A 15,176-nucleotide genomic window follows, 5' to 3' on the forward strand; every position below is an offset into this window, starting at 1 on the left:
CGCCCGTGGTTACTGCGTCACGAAGGAGGTGTAGTAGATGCCCATGACCATCTTCTTGCCGTCCTCGGTGTAGGCCTTGACGAGCTTGGCCACCAGGTCTGCCTTGAGCTTCTCGCGGCCCTCCTCGGTGGCCAGCTCGGCCACCGTCCGGCCGGTGTACTCGTCGATCGCCAGCTCGTACGCCTCGCTCAGGTCGACCGCCTCCTCACCGGCGTCCTCGGTCTGCTGCAGGGCGAAACCCAGCTTCAGGTAGTGCCCGTCGGCCAGGTTCACCGTGATGGTGTTCTCGGCCGCGGTGATCGCGCCCTTCTTCGGCGCCGACGCCTCGGCCGAGTCGCCGCGGAGCATGAAGAACGCCCCGGCACCGCCGCCGCCCAGCACCACCAGTGCCAGAGCGATGACGATCATCATCATCTTGTTCGACTTCTTCGGCGCTTCCGCAGCCGTGTCCTTGTCGTCCGCCATCAGAACTCCTCCCTGGTCAGTCGTGCGTGGTGGTGGTGCCGGGGGTGGTACCGGTCGTGCCGTGCTCGGCCGCGGCCCGCTTCGCCGCGGCCTCCGCGGCGGCCTTGGCCTGCGCGGTGGTCTGGCCGGTGTGCAGCTTCGCGTCGCTGCCCGCCGCCGCCGGCAGCAGCGCCGCCTGGTCGGCCGTGAGCATGGTCAGCACGACCACGTCCACCCGGCGGTTCATCGTGATCGACCGCGGGTCCTTCGGGTCGATCAGCGGCTTGGTGTCCGAGAAGCCGACCGCGCTGAGCCGCTTCTTCGGGATCCCGTGCCCGGTGAAGAACCGGACCGTGGTGGAGGCTCGGGCCGCGGAGAGCTCCCAGCCGCTGGGGTAGTACTTGGTCTTCGCCTTGAGCTGGTTGGTGTTGCCGTCCACCTCGATGTTGTTCGGCAGCTTCGCCAGCGTCGGGGCGATCGCGTTGAGGATCTTCTCGCCGCCCGGGCGCAGGTCCGCCCGGTCGCCGGCGAAGACCACCTCGTTGGTGACCACGGTGATCACCAGGCCGCGCCGGTCGATCGTGAACTTGACGTTGCCGAGCAGCTTCTGCGCGGCCAGCGCGTCGGCGATCCGGTTCTCGATCGCCTTGAGGTTCTCGGCCTCCGCGGCAGCCTTGTCGGCGTTCGCGGAAGCCCGCTTGCGGTCCTCGGCCAGGATCGCCCGCTTGACCGCTTCCTTCTGCTTCTGGGTCAGGCCCTCGGTGCCGGAGGTGCCGTCACCGGGGTTGGAGCCCGGGTCGATCTGCACGATCTGGGCGGTGTTCGCCGCGCCGTCCAGCGGAGCGCTGTTCCCGGTGAACGCGGCGCTCTTGGAGCCGAATCCCGCGGACAGACCCTGGGCCAGCTGGGCGAACTTCTTCTGGTTGACGTCACTCATCGAGAACAGCACGACGAAGAGGACGAACAGCAGGGTGAGCATGTCGGCGTACGACACGAGCCAGCGCTCGTGGTTGACGTGCTCCTCGTGCTCCTCGTGACCGCCCTTCCTCTTACGCCGGGCGCCACCACCGGAACTCATCGCCTCAGGCCGCCTTCTTCGAGGAGGCCGCGGCCTCGGCCTTCTTCATCTCGTCCGGCGGGAGCAGGCTGCGCAGCTTCTGGGCGACCAGACGCGGGTTCGAGCCGGCCTGGATGGCCAGCACACCGTCGATCACCAGCTCCATCTCCTCGGCCTCGACGGCGCTGAGCCGGGTCAGCCGGGCCGCCATCGGCAGCCAGATGATGTTGGCGCTGAGCACGCCCCACAGGGTGGCGACGAAGGCCGCCGAGATCGAGTGGCCCAGGGTCTCCGGCTGGTCCAGGTTCTCCAGCACGTGCACCAGGCCCATGACCGTACCGATGATGCCGATGGTCGGCGCGTAGCCGCCCATGTTCTCGAAGAACTTGACGCCGGCCTTGTCGGCCTTCTTCTTCGCGGCGACCTCGGCGTGCAGGATGTCGTGCAGCTCGTCCGGGTCGGTGCCGTCGATGGCCAGCTGCAGGCCGCGCTTGAGGAACGGGTGCTCGACCGTCTTGACCGCGTCCTCGAGAGCCAGCAGGCCCTCGCGGCGGGCCCGCTCGGCGAGCTTCACGACGTTGTCGAGCAGCTTGGTCGGCGGCGTCACCTTGGCGGTGAAGGCCTTCTTGAGCTGGTTGACGAAACCGGTCGCGTCCTTCAGGACACCGCCGGCCATGGCGGCGGCGAACGCCCCGCCGAAGACCAGCAGCATCGACGGAATCAGCAGGATGGAGGCGGGCGAGCCGCCCTCCAGGATCTGGACGGTGAAGACGATCACCAGTCCGGCGACCACTCCGACGATGGTTGAGATGTCCATCAGCGTTCCTTCCGGTGCAGCGGGAGCACCTTGGCGTCGAGCTCGTCGTCGGACGAGGAGGGGGCCGTGGGCTCGGGCTCCATGCGGCTCGCCTGGGCGATCAGCGAGGCGCGGTAGTGACGCACCGAGTCGATGAATTCGGGCACGGACTCGGCGATGACGTACTTCGTGCCGTCCACCAGGGTGACGACCGTGTCGGGCGTGCAGTCCACACGCTCGACCAGGTCCGGGTTCAGCGCGAACACGGCACCGTTGAGGCGAGTTACGAGGATCAAGACAGTCCGTCCTTGGGTCGTCCTTGGCTGGCGAAGGCCGTCCGTGGCCCTCGCCTGTTACTTCGGTCCGACCTCGGTTGCCGATGAGATCGGGCCGGTCGCGATCCGGGTGCGACTGACGGCGCCGTGCGCACACGACGGCGGCCGGGGCGGGCAGGGCCCGCCCCGGCCGCCGGCCGGAGATGCTGCGTCTAGCGCTTCATGCTGACGAGTTCCTGGAGGATCTCGTCGGACGTGGTGATGATGCGGGAGTTGGCCTGGAAGCCGCGCTGGGCGACGACGAGGTTGGTGAACTCCTGGGCGAGGTCGACGTTCGACATCTCCAGGGCGCCACTGATCACCTGGCCCATGCCGGCGCTGCCGGGCTGGCCCACCTGGGCGTAACCGGAGTTGACCGTGCTGCGGTACATCGAGTTGCCGACCTTCTCCAGGCCGTCGACGTTCTTGAAGGTGGCCATGGCGACCTGCCCCAGGACCTGCTTGAGGCCGTTGCTGTAGACGCCGACGATCTGACCGGTGTCGGACACCGTGTAGGACAGCGAGGTCAGCGCGCCGGCGGTCTGGCCGTCGGTCTCGAACACCCGGGCGTCGGACAAACCCGAGTACGACGTGACGTCGGAGATGTCGACCGTGTACTGGCTGGTGCCGCTGCCCAGGGTGATCGTCCGCTGCACCCCGCCGGAGCCGTCGCTCGGCTTGCCGTTGGAGAAGTTGATCGTCGCGTCACCGGCGATCGGGTTGCCGTTCTCGTCGGACAGCGACACCGCCCACGTGGACGTGGTCGGGTCGGTCGTGTTGTCGTAGCCGACCGGGCTGCGCTTGAACGTGGCGGTGACCGTGTGCGTCCCGCCCTGCGCGTCGTACACCTTGACCGGGATGGTGGTCTCGTAGTCGTTGACGCCGCCGTTGTCCGGGTTGTTCGGGTCCGGGATCTTGTCGCTGCTCAGATTGCCCTTGAGCGTGACCGTGGTGGTCGCCTTGGGCGGGATGGTCGCGCCCAGCGGCATCCGGATGTCGTCCGGCTTGCCGGCCGCGTTGACCACGCCGTCCTTGGCCGTCCAGCCCTGCACCGGCTCACCGGTGGTGGTGGTCAGCAGGCCGTTCGCGTCGAAGAAGAAGGAGCCGGCGCGGGTGTAGAGCGACTCGTTGCCGCTGCGGGTGATGAAGAAGCCGTCACCCTGGATCATCATGTCCCCGGACTTGCCGGTGGTCTGCGCCGAGCCCTGGCTGAAGTTCTGGCTGATACCGGCCACCCGGACACCGAGACCGACCTGCGCCGGGTTGGTACCGGCCTGCCCGTTCTGCGGCGCGCCCGCGGCGCCGACCATCTGGCTGAGGGTGTCCTGGAACTGCACCTGCGACGCCTTGTAGCCGACCGTGTTCACGTTGGCGATGTTGTTGCCGGTGACGTCCATCATCTGCTGGTGCGCGTGCAGGCCGCTGATGCCGGAGTAGAGAGAGCGCAGCATATAGGGGTTTCCTTCGCTTTTCAGGTGAGGGGAGAGAAAAACGGAATTAGGCGGTCTGCTGAATCTCCGTGACCTTGGACAGCTCTACATCCGTGTTCCCGACCTTGAGCGTCGGTTCGCTGTCTCCGTTGAGCTTCGCCGCGGACACCACCCCGGTCTGGTACTGACCGGTGGGGTCCAGGTACGTGACGGTCTTGCCGACCAGCGAGCTGGCGTTGACCATCCGCTGGCCCTTCATCATGCTGATCATGTCTTCCAGCTTCTCGACCTGCGTGAACTGCGCGGTCTGCGCCAGGAACTGGGTCGAGTCCGCGGGATTCGACGGGTCCTGGTATTTCAGCTGGGCGACCAACAGCTTCAGGAAGGTGTCCTTGTCGCCGAGGTCCTTGTTCTTGGCCGCCTGTTTCGCGGCCTCGGCGGCCTTGGCCGCGGCTGCCTGTGCGGCTTCCGAAGAGGCGCCGGTAGCGCCGAATCCAGAGGTCGGCGAGGTCATTGACTTCTCCTGTCCCTTGGCAAGCTCAACCTAAGCTTCGGCCCGGTCCAGGAATTGCTTAGGCACAAATTTGCGGGCCCGCCGATCCGGCGGGCCCGCAGCGGGAGATCTTCGGTTGGCTCCGCGCCCGGCGGGCGCGGCGGTGCGGCGGCGTCAGGGCGCCAGGGAGAGGCTGAGCTTGCCCTTGCCGTACCGGCTGACCTCGACCATCAGGTCCAGCCGCCGGCCCAGCGCGAGCAGGACCGCCCGGGCGTCCCCGGGCAGCTCCATCCCTGGGTAGATCACCTGGTAGAGCTTGACGTGCGGCGCGCCCTCCTTGTTGAGCAGGCTGGTGAAGATGTTGCACAGCTCGAACACGTTCTCCGCCAGGTTCGGGAAGAGCTGTTTCTCGTCGATGCTGTCCTCGGCCGCGCCGGCGGGCAGCAGGCCGAGCGCGGCGCCGGCGTTCGCCGCCAGGCTCAGCTGCATACCCAGGGTCGCGTAGATCTTCTGGCCGGCGTCGGTGAAGATGGCGACCGTGGCGGTCCGCACCTCGTCCGCGCTGAGCGGCTCACCGGGGCTGACGGTCACCTCACGGCCGAGGAGGTCCTCGAACAGATTGCGAACGGCTAGAGAGCCGGGAAGAACCGAGACGTCTGACATGTCGCAATCATCCCAAAATAGGAGCGAAAACTTCGTCGAATCGCTCAGCGGTGAAGGGCTTGACGATGAAGAACGCCGAACCCGCGGCCTCCGCGGCGGACTTCATCTCGGGCGTGCACTCCGAGGTGACGAACCCGAACTTGACGTTGTTGCCGGCCGCGCGGAGCTGCCGCAGCACCTCGATGCCGGTCATCTGCGGCATGTTCCAGTCCGAGATGACCAGGTCCGGCTGGTCCTTGGTGGCCATGTCGTACGCTTCCTGGCCGTCGGCAGCCTCGATCAGGGTGTGATCGCCGAAACCGGCCTGCCGCAGGGTACGGACGACGATCTGCCGCATCACCCGGCTGTCATCGGCGATGAGGATCTTCATGCACCCTCCTCCTTCGTGTCGGTGCTGCTCTGCCACATCGAAATGGACACCGGCTCGCCCTCCCAGAGTCCATAGACGCCGCTGATGCGTTCGGTGTTCGGGAAACGCGCCGAGGCCTCCGGCGCGAGCACAACCTGCGGGAGCGACAACTGCGCGCCCGGCGGGAGCATCGCCTTGACGTTGCCGCCGACGATGTTCGCCAGCTCTCCGAGCGTGTCGGAGATGTCTTCCTCGCTGACCTCGTCGAGTTCCATGGCCAGGAAGGCGGCCGCGGCCCGCTGGGCGGCGGCGCGGGACGAGGCGTAGACGACGTGCCCGTTCCAGGACCCGGTGATGGAGACCGAGGAGTGCACCTCGGAAGGCTGGTTCTCGTCGTACGTCTGCATCAGCGGGCTGACGCCCTCGGGGTCCAGGTACGATTCCCAGACCTGTTCCACCATCTCAGCGAGGTCGTTCTCGTCCACTTCGACTTCGACACTCATGAGTTCGCTCCGGTCGGCACGAGGCCCAGCAGGGCCAGCTTCTCGATCATGGCGCCCTCGGTGAAGGGCTTGATCACGTACTCGTGGGCGCCCGCGGCGAGCGCCCGGACGATCTGACTCTGTTCGCTCTCGGTGGTGACCATCACCAGGGTCATCTCCCGCAGCCGCGGATCGGCCCGGACCTTCGTGACGAACTCGAGCCCGTTCATGTTCGGCATGTTCCAGTCGATGAGGGCCACCTCGGGCACCTCCGTCATGTCGGCGAGCAGGTCGAGCGCCTCTTTGCCGTCGCCGGCCTCCACCGCCTCGAAGTTGAGCTTCGTGACGATGCGCTTGAGGATCATGCGCATCGCGCGCGAGTCATCGATCACCATGGCGCGCATCGGCGTCATCCCCTTCTTCCGGCGCCCGCGGGCACCGCGTTGCGAATTCGGTACGCGGAAGTGCGGCCAGCCGCCACCCGCTCGTAGTTGTCGTCGATCCCGATCGTCGTCTCGGCGGCGCCGAGGAACAGCCACCCGTCCGGGCGCAGCACCCGGGCGGCGTTCTGCAGCACCTGCCGCTTGGTCGCGACGTCGAAATAGATGAGCACGTTGCGCAGGAAGATCACGTCGAACGGCTGCATCGGCGGGAAGGGTGCCGTCAGGCTCATGTGCTTGAACGACACGTTCTTGCGCAACGCCGGGATGACGCGCCAGTGCGCGCCCGCCCGCTCGAAGTACTGGACCAGTTGGGTGGCCGGCAGCCCGCGGTTGACCTCGACCTGGCTGTACTCGGCCTTCTGCGCCCGCTCCACCATCGCGGTGGAGATGTCGGTGCCCTGGATCTCGTAGGACCAGCCCGCCGGCAGTGACTCCTGCAGCGTGATGGCCAGGCTGTACGCCTCCTGCCCGCTGGAGCTGGCCGCCGACCAGAAGCGCAGCTTGCGCGCGCCGGCCCGGGACTTGACCAGTTCCGGCAGCACCACGTCGGTGAGCGCGGCGAACGGCTCGCGGTCGCGGAAGAACGAGGTCTCGTTCGTGGTCAGCGCATCAATGATCTTGCGTTGGTGCTGCGGGTTGGGGCGGCGCTGCAGGTCGGCCAGGAACTCCGCGACACTGGGCGACCCGACCGCCCGGGCCACCGGGATCAGCCGCGCCTCGACCAGGTACTCCTTGCCGGGCGCGAGGACGATCGACGCCTCCCGGCGGACCAGGTTGGAGACGAAGGCGAAGTCCGACTGCGAGAGCGTCATCGCGCCACCGCCGCGGACCGCCCCACCCGCACCCGGTTGAGCAGCGCGCCCGCAATCCGGTCCAGGGGCAGCACCTCGTCCGCCAGGCCGGCGGCGACCACCGCACCGGGCATACCCCAAACCACCGAGCTCGCTTCGTCCTGGGCCAGAACCTCGCAGCCCGCGTCTCGTAGCACTTTCGCACCACCCCGTCCGTCTTGTCCCATTCCTGTGAGCACGGCGGCGAAGGCGGTGCCGCCGTACAGTGCCGCCACCGACCGGAACATCACGTCCACGGCGGGCCGGCACGAGTTCTCCTGTGGCGCGTTGCTGAGCTGCGTCAGCGTCGAGGTGCCCCGGCGGTTGAAGACCAGGTGCCGGTCCCCCGGGGCGATGTAGACCGTGCCGGGGTTGAGCTCCATGCCGTCGCCGGCCTCCACCACCTTCAGCGGGGTGCTGCGGTCCAGGCGCTCGGCGAACATCTTGGTGAACACCGGCGGCATGTGCTGGGTGATCACCACCGGCACCGGGAGATCGGCGGGCAGGCCGAGCAGGACCTTGGTGAGCGCGTCCGGGCCGCCGGTGGAGGACCCGATCGCCAGGATGTCGATCCGGCCCTGCGGCCCGCGGCGGGCCGGCGGGCGGGCCGGCGCCGGACCGGCCACGGCCGGGCGCGCCGGTGACGGCGGCAGTCCGGGGCGGGCCGGCACGGCGCCGGGACGCAGCCCGGCGGCCGGGGCCCGCGGGGGTACCGCGGCCGGCGGGCGGCGGCGCCCCCCGAGCGCCTGGATCTTCGGTACGAGCTGCTCCCGCACCGCCGCGATGGACTCCTTGATCGAGCCCACGTTGCTCGGCTTGGTGACGTAGTCGGTCGCTCCCGCGGCGAGCGCCTCCAGGGTGGCGCTCGCGCCCGCCGCGGACAGCGTGCTGAACATGATCACCGGTAGCGCGGCGTGCCGCTTGCGCAGCTCGCGGACGGCCTCGATCCCGTCCATCTGCGGCATCTCGATGTCCATCGTGATCACGTCGGGCTTGAGCTGGTCGATCTTGGCTTGGGCCAGCAGGCCGTTCGCCGCGGTGCCCACCACCTGGATGCCCGGCGCCTCGCCGAGAGCGTCGACGATCAGCCGACGGACCACCACGGAATCGTCGACGACGAGAACCGAGATCATTCGACCGCTCCCTTCAACCGAGCCAGGCCGGACCGAGTGCCGCGACGACCGGCGCGAGGAGCCGGTGCGCCGTTGCGGTGTCCAGCAGATCGCGGACCACGAGCGCCTGGACGGCGCCGCTGAGCATGTTCCAGACCCCGCCGGCCCGGTCGGCCAGCGAGACGCCGGCCGTGTCCACCGCCTGGACCAGCAGCATCTGCGCCGCCGCCGCGGTGCGGACCCGATCCGAGAGGTACGCCGCCCAGGACGCCGAATGCACGGCGGGCGACCAGCCGGCGGTGTTGCGCCGGGCGTCGTCTGCGGCCGTCGAGACCCGCACCCGATCCTCCGGCCGCAGCGTGCGCAGCCGGTCGAGCAGGGCGGAGACGGTGTAGTGGTGCGGGCCGAGGTCGATCGGCGCGCCGGCCGGGAGCTTGCGCATCGCGGCCACCCAGCCGGCGCCGAGGCGGCGGCGGGTGTCGTCGTCCAGCACCTCACGCAGGTAGCTGGCGACCGCCGCGTCGCAGAGCAGCGCGGTGGCCGCGGCCGCCTCCTCGGTCTGCCGGGCGGCCCGGCCGGTGCCCTCCCAGGTCCACGACATCACGTCGTAGCGCAGGCAGGTGAGCAGCGAGTCGACCGAGCCGATCGGCGCGCGCTCCACCAGGGCCAGGTTCCCCGCCGGGTCGTCCTTCGACATGCCCTTGAGGTTGGGCATCCGGCGGGCAGCGCTCTCCACCTCGACCCAGAGCGGGCCCCGGACGCCCTCGTCCGGGAGCCGCTCGGCGAGCACGGGCAGGTCGTCGCGCTGCAGGCGCAGGGCGCGCAACAGCACGTCGGCCGCCGCCGACCCACCCGGCAGGCGGGTCAGGTCGAAGCCCAGGACGGGGGCGCTGACCAGGCTGTACATCAGTTGGTGGCGCGGTAGGTGTCGACCGCCTGGTTGACGTCGAGGGCCAGCATCAGGCGCCCGTCCAGCTTGAACGTGCCCACCACCAGCTCCCGGGTCGGGCCGCTGAGCGTGTCCGGCGGCGGCTCGAACGTCTCGTCGTCCAGATCCACCACCTCGCCGATCTTGTCGACCAGCAGGCTCACCGGTTCCCCGTCACCACGCAGGATCACGTTCATCACCGGACCCTGCAGCGCCTGCCGGGCCAGCCCGAGCTGGACCCGCAGGTCGACCGCCGCGATCACCTGACCGCGCAGATTGAACAGCCCACCGACGGCCGGCGGCGCGAGCGGCACCGGGGTGTACTCGTTGTACGAGAGCACCTCCTGCACGGTGTGCACCTCGACCCCGAAGAGCTGGCCGTCCACCTCGAAGGTGGCGAACTGACGACTCGCCATCTCAGGCCTCCACCAACATCTCGTCGGACGCGTCGCTGTAGAAGTTCGGGTCGGCGGCGAGGATCGCCCGGCGCACGTCGAGCAGCTCGGTGACCCGCTGCTGGATCACCGCGGTGCCGACCAGGCCGTCCTCCTCCGCGTCGCGGCGGGCCGTGGTCGAGTTCTCCGCGATGTCCACGATCCGGTCGACCACCAGCGCCACGCTCCGTCCGCCCTCGCTGTAGACGACCACCGACACGGTGTCGCCCTCCGGCTCCTCGCCGTACGCCCCGAGCAGGTGCGACAACCGCACCAGGGGCAGGATCTGCCCGCGGTACTGGACCACCTCCCGGGAGCCGGCGTGCTCGATCCGGTCACGCGGGAATTCCTCCAGCCGGGTGACCGTGTCCAGCGGGATCGCCACCCGGCGCTCGCCGACCGCGGTGACCAGCAGGCGCTCGGTGCCGCCACCGCCCGAACCGCGCTTCTCCACCACGTTCTCGCGCTCCGAGTCGACCGCCAGGTGCGAGCGGCGGGCCAGCGAGGAGACGTCCAGGATCAGCCCCACCTTGCCGTCGCCCAGGATGGTGGCGCCGGCGTACAGGCCGATGTCCTTGAACCGGGTGTTCAGCGCCTTGACGACCACTTCCTCGGTGTTCAGCACCCGGTCCACGACCAGGCCGAAGCGCCGGCCGTCGGCCTGCAGCACCATGATGTAGACGCCCTGGTCGCCGCCGACCTCGAGGCCGAGCGCCCGGTCCAGGCGCACCAGCGGGAGCAGCTTGCCGCGCAGCCGGTAGACCGGCGCCCCGGAGGCGTACTCCACCTTGGTGGTCTGCCCGTCGACGAAGACCAGTTCGAGCACCGCGACCTGGGGCACCACGTAGCGCTGGTCGCCGCAGTCGACGGTCAGCGCCTGGATGATGGCCAGCGTCAGCGGGATGGTGAGCCGCCAGACCGTACCCTCGCCGGGCGTCGAGTCGACGCTGACCGCGCCGCCGATGTTCTCGATGTTGGTCTTCACCACGTCCATGCCGACACCGCGGCCGGAGACGTTGGTGACCTTGGCGGCGGTGGAGAACCCGGGCTGGAAGACCATCGCCATGATGTCGCGCTTGTCCATGTTCGGGATCTGCTCCGGGCGGAGCAGCCCGTTCTCCACGGCCTTCTGCGCGATCCGGTCGACGTTCAGGCCGGCCCCGTCGTCCGCGACCTCGACCGCGACGTGCCCACCCTCGTGGTACGCGCGCAGGGTCAGCGTGCCCTCCGGGCCCTTGCCGGCGGCCAGCCGGCGCTCCGGCTCCTCGATGCCGTGGTCGACCGCGTTGCGCACCAGGTGGGTCAGCGGGTCCTTGACCGCCTCCAACAGGCTCCGGTCGAGCTCGGTCTCCTTGCCCTCCATCACCAGCTGGACCTGCTTGCCCAGCGAGTTGCTCAGGTCCCGGACGACCCGGGGCAGCTTGGACCAGATGTGCTCGATGGGCTGCATCCGGGTCTTCATGATGCCCTCTTGCAGCTCACTGGTGATCATGCCGAGCCGCTGGGCGCTGCGCACCAGACCGGAGTCGCCGGTCTCCATCACGCCACGGACCAGCTGGTTACGGGCCAGCACCAGCTCGCCGACCATGTTCATCAGGGTGTCCAGAAGGTCCACGTCGACCCGGATGGCGCTGTCCGCGATGCTGCGCTTGGGGGCCTGCGACTGCAGCGCCTCGTTCACCGCGGCCGGCTGCGCCTTGCCCTCCTCCAGCAGGATCGTGCCGAGCCTGCGCTCGTCACCCTCGATCTGCTGCTGCAACGCGGAGGTCACGTCGCCGGGCTGCGCCGCGCCGGCCTCGACCAGGATCTGGCCGAGCGGCTGGCGCTGCTCGGCGACCGGCTCGGGCGCCGGGCGCGCGGCGGGCGGCTCCGGCAGCGGGACCGGCGCCTCGGCGGGGGCCGCGGCGGCGGGCGCGGGGGCCGCGGCGGCCGGCGCCGCGGCGGGCGCGCCGTCCGACGGCGCGTTCATCTGCGCGTGGACCTTCGTGATGATGCTGTCGATGTCGACCTCGTCCTCGGTGCCCTTCTCCTCGATCGAGGAGAGCAGGGCCCGGACGCCGTCGATGGTCAGGAGCAACGTGGTGATGGTCTCCGGCGTGACGGGCTGGACGCCGTCGCGCAACCGGGAGAGCAACGACTCACCGGCGTGCGCCAGCTTCTCCAGCCGGGAGAACGCCAGGAACCCACTGGTGCCCTTGATGGTGTGGATCGCCCGGAAGATCCGGGAGATCAGGTCACGCGAGTCCGGTTCCTGCTCGAGGCTCACGAGGTCCCGGTCGATCTGATCCAGGTTCTCGTGCGACTCCATCAGGAATTCGCCGACGATCTCGCCAAGGTCTTCCACGTCAACTACCTCCTGCTCGGCTTCACAGCACTCATCGACCCCGACGGTCGCCAACTGAGAAGACTCGCCCGGTACGCCTGGTTGCCAGTTGTCAGGCCTCGCCGCCCGGGCGCCGGTAGCGGTAGCCGAACCCGCGGACCGACTCGATCGGCGACTCGTCCGGGTCGGACCAGCCGAGCTTGCGCCGCAGCCGCAGCACCGCGAACTTGACCCGCTCCTGGCCGATGCCGGTCGGGTCGTCCCACGCCTGGGTCAGCAGCTGGTTCGGCGAGAGCACCGCGCCGGCGTGCCGGACCAGCGCGTTGAGCAGGCGGAACTCGGTCGGCGTGAGGCGCTTCTCCTCCCCCTTGACGTAGACCCGGCGCTTGGTCGGATCGAGGTGGACCAGGCCGTCGTCGTAGATCTGGCTGGCCCAGTTGCTCTGGCCGCTGGACGAGCGGCGCAGCAGCGCCTCCACCCGGGCCAGCAGCTCGTTGTTGGCGAACGGTTTGGTCAGGTAGTCGTCGGCGCCGCCACGCAGCCCGCGGACCTTCTCCGCCTCCTGGCCGTGCGCGGTGAGCACCAGGACCGGCACGTCGGACACGTCGCGCAGCCGCTCCAGCACCTGCCAGCCGTCCATCTCCGGCAGCCCCACGTCGAGCACCACCAGGTCGGGATGCTCGGCGTACGCCTCCTTCAGGCCGGAGCGGCCGTCCGCGGCATGCGCCACCTCGTACCCGGCGCGGCTGAACAGCAGCCGCAGGGCGAGTGCGATGTCCGGGTCGTCCTCGACCACGAGTAGGCGACTCATCGTGTGCTCACCCTGCCCCCAACCCGCGCTCGCGCCCGTTCTCGGGCACGGCCGAATCCCCTCGCGCTCGCCCCGAGCGCCGGGAAGTCGGTGTCTTGCCTGGCACCGTCCGCGCGACCGCGAACGGGAGAAATTCGAAGGCGCAAAAACACCATAGCGTGATGTGTTCGCCTATTTACGGACAGTGACAGTCTAGCGGGCAACGGCCTGGCCCACGGCCGGTCCACGAGGATCTTCGGCCAACACCGATGCGCGGCGGGGCGCCGGCGGGGCGCCGGCGGGTCGGCCCGCGGGGGCGCGCGGCGGGTCGGCCCCCGCGGGCCCGCCCATCCCCCCAGGATTTCACGTCGGCTACGGCTTTTCTGCCGTTCCGCGAAAGATGTGACACGCGGCGAAGTACGGGGTCCGATATCCCTGGTGGACGAATCGCGTCCACACGGATCCGGAGGAAACCCGTGTTCGACAAGGTGGTACGCCGTGCCTCCGCGCTCGTGGCCGCGCCCGCACTGATCGCCCTGCCCGCCGCGCTGTTCGCCCTGCCGCACGCGGTCAGCGCCCAGGGACCGGTGGTCCCGAACCGCCCGCCGAGCCCGCCGCAGCCGACGGTCACCGTCACCGCGTCTCACTCGCCGGTGACGTCACCCGGTCCGGCGACCACATCGCGCACCCCGGCCGCCCCGATCACGCCGAACATCGCCGCCGCGCCCGCCGGCGCGGCCACCCCGGATCCGGAGAAGGCCCGCGCCCGCACCCTGATGCACCAGGTCATCCGGCTGACCAACCGGGAACGCGTGGCGGCCGGCTGTCCCCGGCTCACCGTGGACCACGAGCTGATCGTGGCGTCCGTGGCGCAGAGCTACTACATGGCCCGGACCCGGCTGTTCAGCCACGTCTGGCGGGACGGCTCGACGTTCGCCATGCGCGCCCGGCGAGCCGGCTACCGTGCGCCCGCCGGGGAGAACATCGCCTGGGGCTACCCGACCGCGGCCGAGGTGATGCGGGCCTGGATGGCCAGCCCGGGACACCGGGCGAACATCCTCAACTGCGAGGCCCGGAAGATCGGCGCCGCCATCGTGTACGCCTCGGACGGCACGCCGTACTACACCCAGGCGTTCGGCTGGCAGTGACCGGCGCGCTCAGAGCCCGCAGTTGATCAGAACCGGCTCGGGGTGCAGTTCGACGCCGAACCGCTCGCGCACCCCGTCCCGGATGATCCGGGCCAGGTCCAGCAGCGCGGCCGTGTCACCGGAGCCGCGGTTGGTCAGCGCCAGCGTGTGCTTGGTCGAGATGGAGACCCCGGCCCCGGCGAAGCCCTTGGGGAACCCGGCCTGCTCGATCAGCCAGGCCGCCGGGATCTTCACCGTGCCGTCGGCGCCCGGCCAGTGCGGCATCTCGCCGCGCGCCGCGGTCAGCTCGGCGAAGAACGCGGCGCCGACCACCGGGTTGGTGAAGAACGAGCCGACCGACCAGGTGTCGCGGTCCTCCGGGTCGAGCACCATGCCCTTGCCGGCGCGCAGCTTCAGCACGGTCTGCCGGGCCTGCTCCAGGGGCACCCGGTCACCGGCCTCGACGCCCAGCCGGCGGGCCAGCTCGGCGTACCGGATCGGGGCCGAGCGCCCGTCCCGGCGCAGCCGGAAGTCGACCGCGGTGACCAGGTAGCGGTCGTTGTGCTTGAACACGCTGGAGCGGTAGCCGAAACGGCACTCGGCGGGCGTCATCACCAGCTGCTCGTCGGACACCCGGTCGTAGGCGTGCACCGCCGCGATGGTGTGCGCCACCTCCTGCCCGTACGCCCCGACGTTCTGGATCGGGGTGGCGCCGGCCGAGCCGGGAATGCCGGACAGGCACTCGACGCCGGACCAGCCGTTGCTCACCGCGTATCCGACGAAGTCGTCCCACGGCTCGCCGGCCGCGGCCCGGACCACGACCTCCCCGGCGTCCTGCGCCACCACCCGGACGCCACGGTTGCGCAGCAGCAACACCTCGCCGTCGAAGCCGGCGTCGCCGATCACGACGTTGCTGCCACCGGCGAGAACCAGGATCCGGCGTCCCTCGACGGTGGCTTCACGCACCGCGCCGACCGCTTCGTCCGTGTCGACCGCCGTGGTCACCGTGCCGGCCGGCCCGCCGAGGCGTAGCGTCGTGTAAGCCGCCAGCACGCGGCCCGCAGCCGGGGATGTGTCAGTCAGATGATCGGCATATGCGTCGGGCACGACGTTCACCCTAAGCTCATAGCGGGCAGAGTGATTCACCGGCGGGGGAGAGTG

General features: G+C 69.8%; 18 protein-coding genes. 1 reads left to right on the top strand and 17 read right to left on the bottom strand.

Going from position 1 to position 15,176, the window contains the following annotated elements:
* Positions 1 to 9: 9 nt before the first annotated feature.
* The 16 genes from ACTEI_RS34275 to ACTEI_RS34350 all read right to left on the bottom strand — a co-directional run bounded on the left by ACTEI_RS34275 (position 10) and on the right by ACTEI_RS34350 (position 12,909).
* Positions 10 to 465: a flagellar basal body-associated FliL family protein gene (locus ACTEI_RS34275; RefSeq protein ID WP_122981425.1), complete on the bottom strand. Its 456-nt coding sequence runs from the start codon at positions 463 to 465 to the stop codon at positions 10 to 12.
* Between the two features lie 16 nt (positions 466 to 481).
* On the bottom strand, positions 482 to 1,522 hold the full coding sequence (locus ACTEI_RS34280) for a flagellar motor protein MotB (protein ID WP_122981426.1): 1,041 nt from the start codon (positions 1,520 to 1,522) through the stop codon (positions 482 to 484).
* A 4-nt stretch (positions 1,523 to 1,526) separates the two neighbouring features.
* Positions 1,527 to 2,318 (bottom strand): flagellar motor protein, encoded by a 792-nt coding sequence (locus ACTEI_RS34285; protein WP_122981427.1) that lies wholly within the window; start codon positions 2,316 to 2,318, stop codon positions 1,527 to 1,529.
* Complete coding sequence (locus ACTEI_RS34290; RefSeq protein WP_122981428.1) at positions 2,318 to 2,593, bottom strand: flagellar FlbD family protein; 276 nt, start codon at positions 2,591 to 2,593, stop codon at positions 2,318 to 2,320. The genes ACTEI_RS34285 and ACTEI_RS34290 overlap by 1 nt, the downstream gene beginning before the upstream one ends.
* 191 nt (positions 2,594 to 2,784) lie before the next feature.
* Positions 2,785 to 4,062 carry a flagellar hook protein FlgE gene (locus tag ACTEI_RS34295; RefSeq protein WP_122981429.1) on the bottom strand — a complete coding sequence of 426 codons (1,278 nt, stop codon included), beginning with the start codon at positions 4,060 to 4,062 and terminating at the stop codon, positions 2,785 to 2,787.
* 46 nt (positions 4,063 to 4,108) lie between these two features.
* Complete coding sequence (locus ACTEI_RS34300) at positions 4,109 to 4,555, bottom strand: flagellar hook assembly protein FlgD (RefSeq protein WP_122981430.1); 447 nt, start codon at positions 4,553 to 4,555, stop codon at positions 4,109 to 4,111.
* Between the two features lie 153 nt (positions 4,556 to 4,708).
* Positions 4,709 to 5,197, bottom strand: a complete 489-nt coding sequence (locus tag ACTEI_RS34305; RefSeq protein WP_122981431.1) for a hypothetical protein — start codon at positions 5,195 to 5,197, stop codon at positions 4,709 to 4,711.
* A gap of 7 nt (positions 5,198 to 5,204) precedes the next feature.
* Entirely contained in the window at positions 5,205 to 5,567 is a 363-nt protein-coding gene (locus ACTEI_RS34310; RefSeq protein ID WP_122981432.1) for a response regulator, read from the bottom strand.
* Positions 5,564 to 6,049, bottom strand: a complete 486-nt coding sequence (locus ACTEI_RS34315) for a chemotaxis protein CheX (protein WP_122981433.1) — start codon at positions 6,047 to 6,049, stop codon at positions 5,564 to 5,566. Before ACTEI_RS34315 ends, ACTEI_RS34310 begins: the two co-directional genes overlap by 4 nt.
* Positions 6,046 to 6,432: a response regulator gene (locus ACTEI_RS34320; protein WP_187645866.1), complete on the bottom strand. Its 387-nt coding sequence runs from the start codon at positions 6,430 to 6,432 to the stop codon at positions 6,046 to 6,048. The genes ACTEI_RS34315 and ACTEI_RS34320 overlap by 4 nt, the downstream gene beginning before the upstream one ends.
* A gap of 5 nt (positions 6,433 to 6,437) precedes the next feature.
* Entirely contained in the window at positions 6,438 to 7,283 is an 846-nt protein-coding gene (locus tag ACTEI_RS34325) for a CheR family methyltransferase (protein WP_122981435.1), read from the bottom strand.
* Entirely contained in the window at positions 7,280 to 8,434 is a 1,155-nt protein-coding gene (locus ACTEI_RS34330) for a protein-glutamate methylesterase/protein-glutamine glutaminase (protein WP_122981436.1), read from the bottom strand. Before ACTEI_RS34330 ends, ACTEI_RS34325 begins: the two co-directional genes overlap by 4 nt.
* 13 nt (positions 8,435 to 8,447) lie before the next feature.
* On the bottom strand, positions 8,448 to 9,320 hold the full coding sequence (locus ACTEI_RS34335) for a hypothetical protein (RefSeq protein WP_122981437.1): 873 nt from the start codon (positions 9,318 to 9,320) through the stop codon (positions 8,448 to 8,450).
* A complete protein-coding gene (locus tag ACTEI_RS34340; RefSeq protein WP_093619555.1) occupies positions 9,320 to 9,757 on the bottom strand; it encodes a chemotaxis protein CheW in 438 nt (145 codons plus the stop codon). The genes ACTEI_RS34335 and ACTEI_RS34340 overlap by 1 nt, the downstream gene beginning before the upstream one ends.
* 1 nt (position 9,758) lies before the next feature.
* Positions 9,759 to 12,119 carry a chemotaxis protein CheA gene (locus ACTEI_RS34345; protein ID WP_122981438.1) on the bottom strand — a complete coding sequence of 787 codons (2,361 nt, stop codon included), beginning with the start codon at positions 12,117 to 12,119 and terminating at the stop codon, positions 9,759 to 9,761.
* Positions 12,120 to 12,210: 91 nt separating this feature from the next.
* Positions 12,211 to 12,909 carry a response regulator transcription factor gene (locus ACTEI_RS34350; RefSeq protein ID WP_122981439.1) on the bottom strand — a complete coding sequence of 233 codons (699 nt, stop codon included), beginning with the start codon at positions 12,907 to 12,909 and terminating at the stop codon, positions 12,211 to 12,213.
* A 455-nt stretch (positions 12,910 to 13,364) separates the two neighbouring features.
* On the opposite strand from ACTEI_RS34350, the gene ACTEI_RS34355 reads away from it, so the two are divergent.
* Positions 13,365 to 14,036, top strand: a complete 672-nt coding sequence (locus tag ACTEI_RS34355; RefSeq protein WP_122981440.1) for a CAP domain-containing protein — start codon at positions 13,365 to 13,367, stop codon at positions 14,034 to 14,036.
* A gap of 9 nt (positions 14,037 to 14,045) precedes the next feature.
* Here ACTEI_RS34355 and ACTEI_RS34360 read toward each other — a convergent pair whose 3' ends face one another.
* Entirely contained in the window at positions 14,046 to 15,122 is a 1,077-nt protein-coding gene (locus ACTEI_RS34360; protein ID WP_122982596.1) for a UDP-N-acetylmuramate dehydrogenase, read from the bottom strand.
* Positions 15,123 to 15,176 lie beyond the last annotated feature (54 nt).

Origin of the sequence: Actinoplanes teichomyceticus ATCC 31121 (genome assembly GCF_003711105.1) — a bacterium.
GTDB lineage: Bacteria > Actinomycetota > Actinomycetes > Mycobacteriales > Micromonosporaceae > Actinoplanes > Actinoplanes teichomyceticus.

Bases quoted from the DNA above. Each gene is read 5' to 3' on its own strand.
- ACTEI_RS34275 (WP_122981425.1), bottom strand. From the start codon at position 465: ATGGCGGACGACAAGGACACGGCTGCGGAAGCGCCGAAGAAGTCGAAC.
- ACTEI_RS34280 (WP_122981426.1), bottom strand. From the start codon at position 1,522: ATGAGTTCCGGTGGTGGCGCCCGGCGTAAGAGGAAGGGCGGTCACGAG.
- ACTEI_RS34285 (WP_122981427.1), bottom strand. From the start codon at position 2,318: ATGGACATCTCAACCATCGTCGGAGTGGTCGCCGGACTGGTGATCGTC.
- ACTEI_RS34295 (WP_122981429.1), bottom strand. From the start codon at position 4,062: ATGCTGCGCTCTCTCTACTCCGGCATCAGCGGCCTGCACGCGCACCAG.
- ACTEI_RS34300 (WP_122981430.1), bottom strand. From the start codon at position 4,555: ATGACCTCGCCGACCTCTGGATTCGGCGCTACCGGCGCCTCTTCGGAA.
- ACTEI_RS34305 (WP_122981431.1), bottom strand. From the start codon at position 5,197: ATGTCAGACGTCTCGGTTCTTCCCGGCTCTCTAGCCGTTCGCAATCTG.
- ACTEI_RS34310 (WP_122981432.1), bottom strand. From the start codon at position 5,567: ATGAAGATCCTCATCGCCGATGACAGCCGGGTGATGCGGCAGATCGTC.
- ACTEI_RS34315 (WP_122981433.1), bottom strand. From the start codon at position 6,049: ATGAGTGTCGAAGTCGAAGTGGACGAGAACGACCTCGCTGAGATGGTG.
- ACTEI_RS34320 (WP_187645866.1), bottom strand. From the start codon at position 6,432: ATGCGCGCCATGGTGATCGATGACTCGCGCGCGATGCGCATGATCCTC.
- ACTEI_RS34325 (WP_122981435.1), bottom strand. From the start codon at position 7,283: ATGACGCTCTCGCAGTCGGACTTCGCCTTCGTCTCCAACCTGGTCCGC.
- ACTEI_RS34330 (WP_122981436.1), bottom strand. From the start codon at position 8,434: ATGATCTCGGTTCTCGTCGTCGACGATTCCGTGGTGGTCCGTCGGCTG.
- ACTEI_RS34335 (WP_122981437.1), bottom strand. From the start codon at position 9,320: ATGTACAGCCTGGTCAGCGCCCCCGTCCTGGGCTTCGACCTGACCCGC.
- ACTEI_RS34340 (WP_093619555.1), bottom strand. From the start codon at position 9,757: ATGGCGAGTCGTCAGTTCGCCACCTTCGAGGTGGACGGCCAGCTCTTC.
- ACTEI_RS34350 (WP_122981439.1), bottom strand. From the start codon at position 12,909: ATGAGTCGCCTACTCGTGGTCGAGGACGACCCGGACATCGCACTCGCC.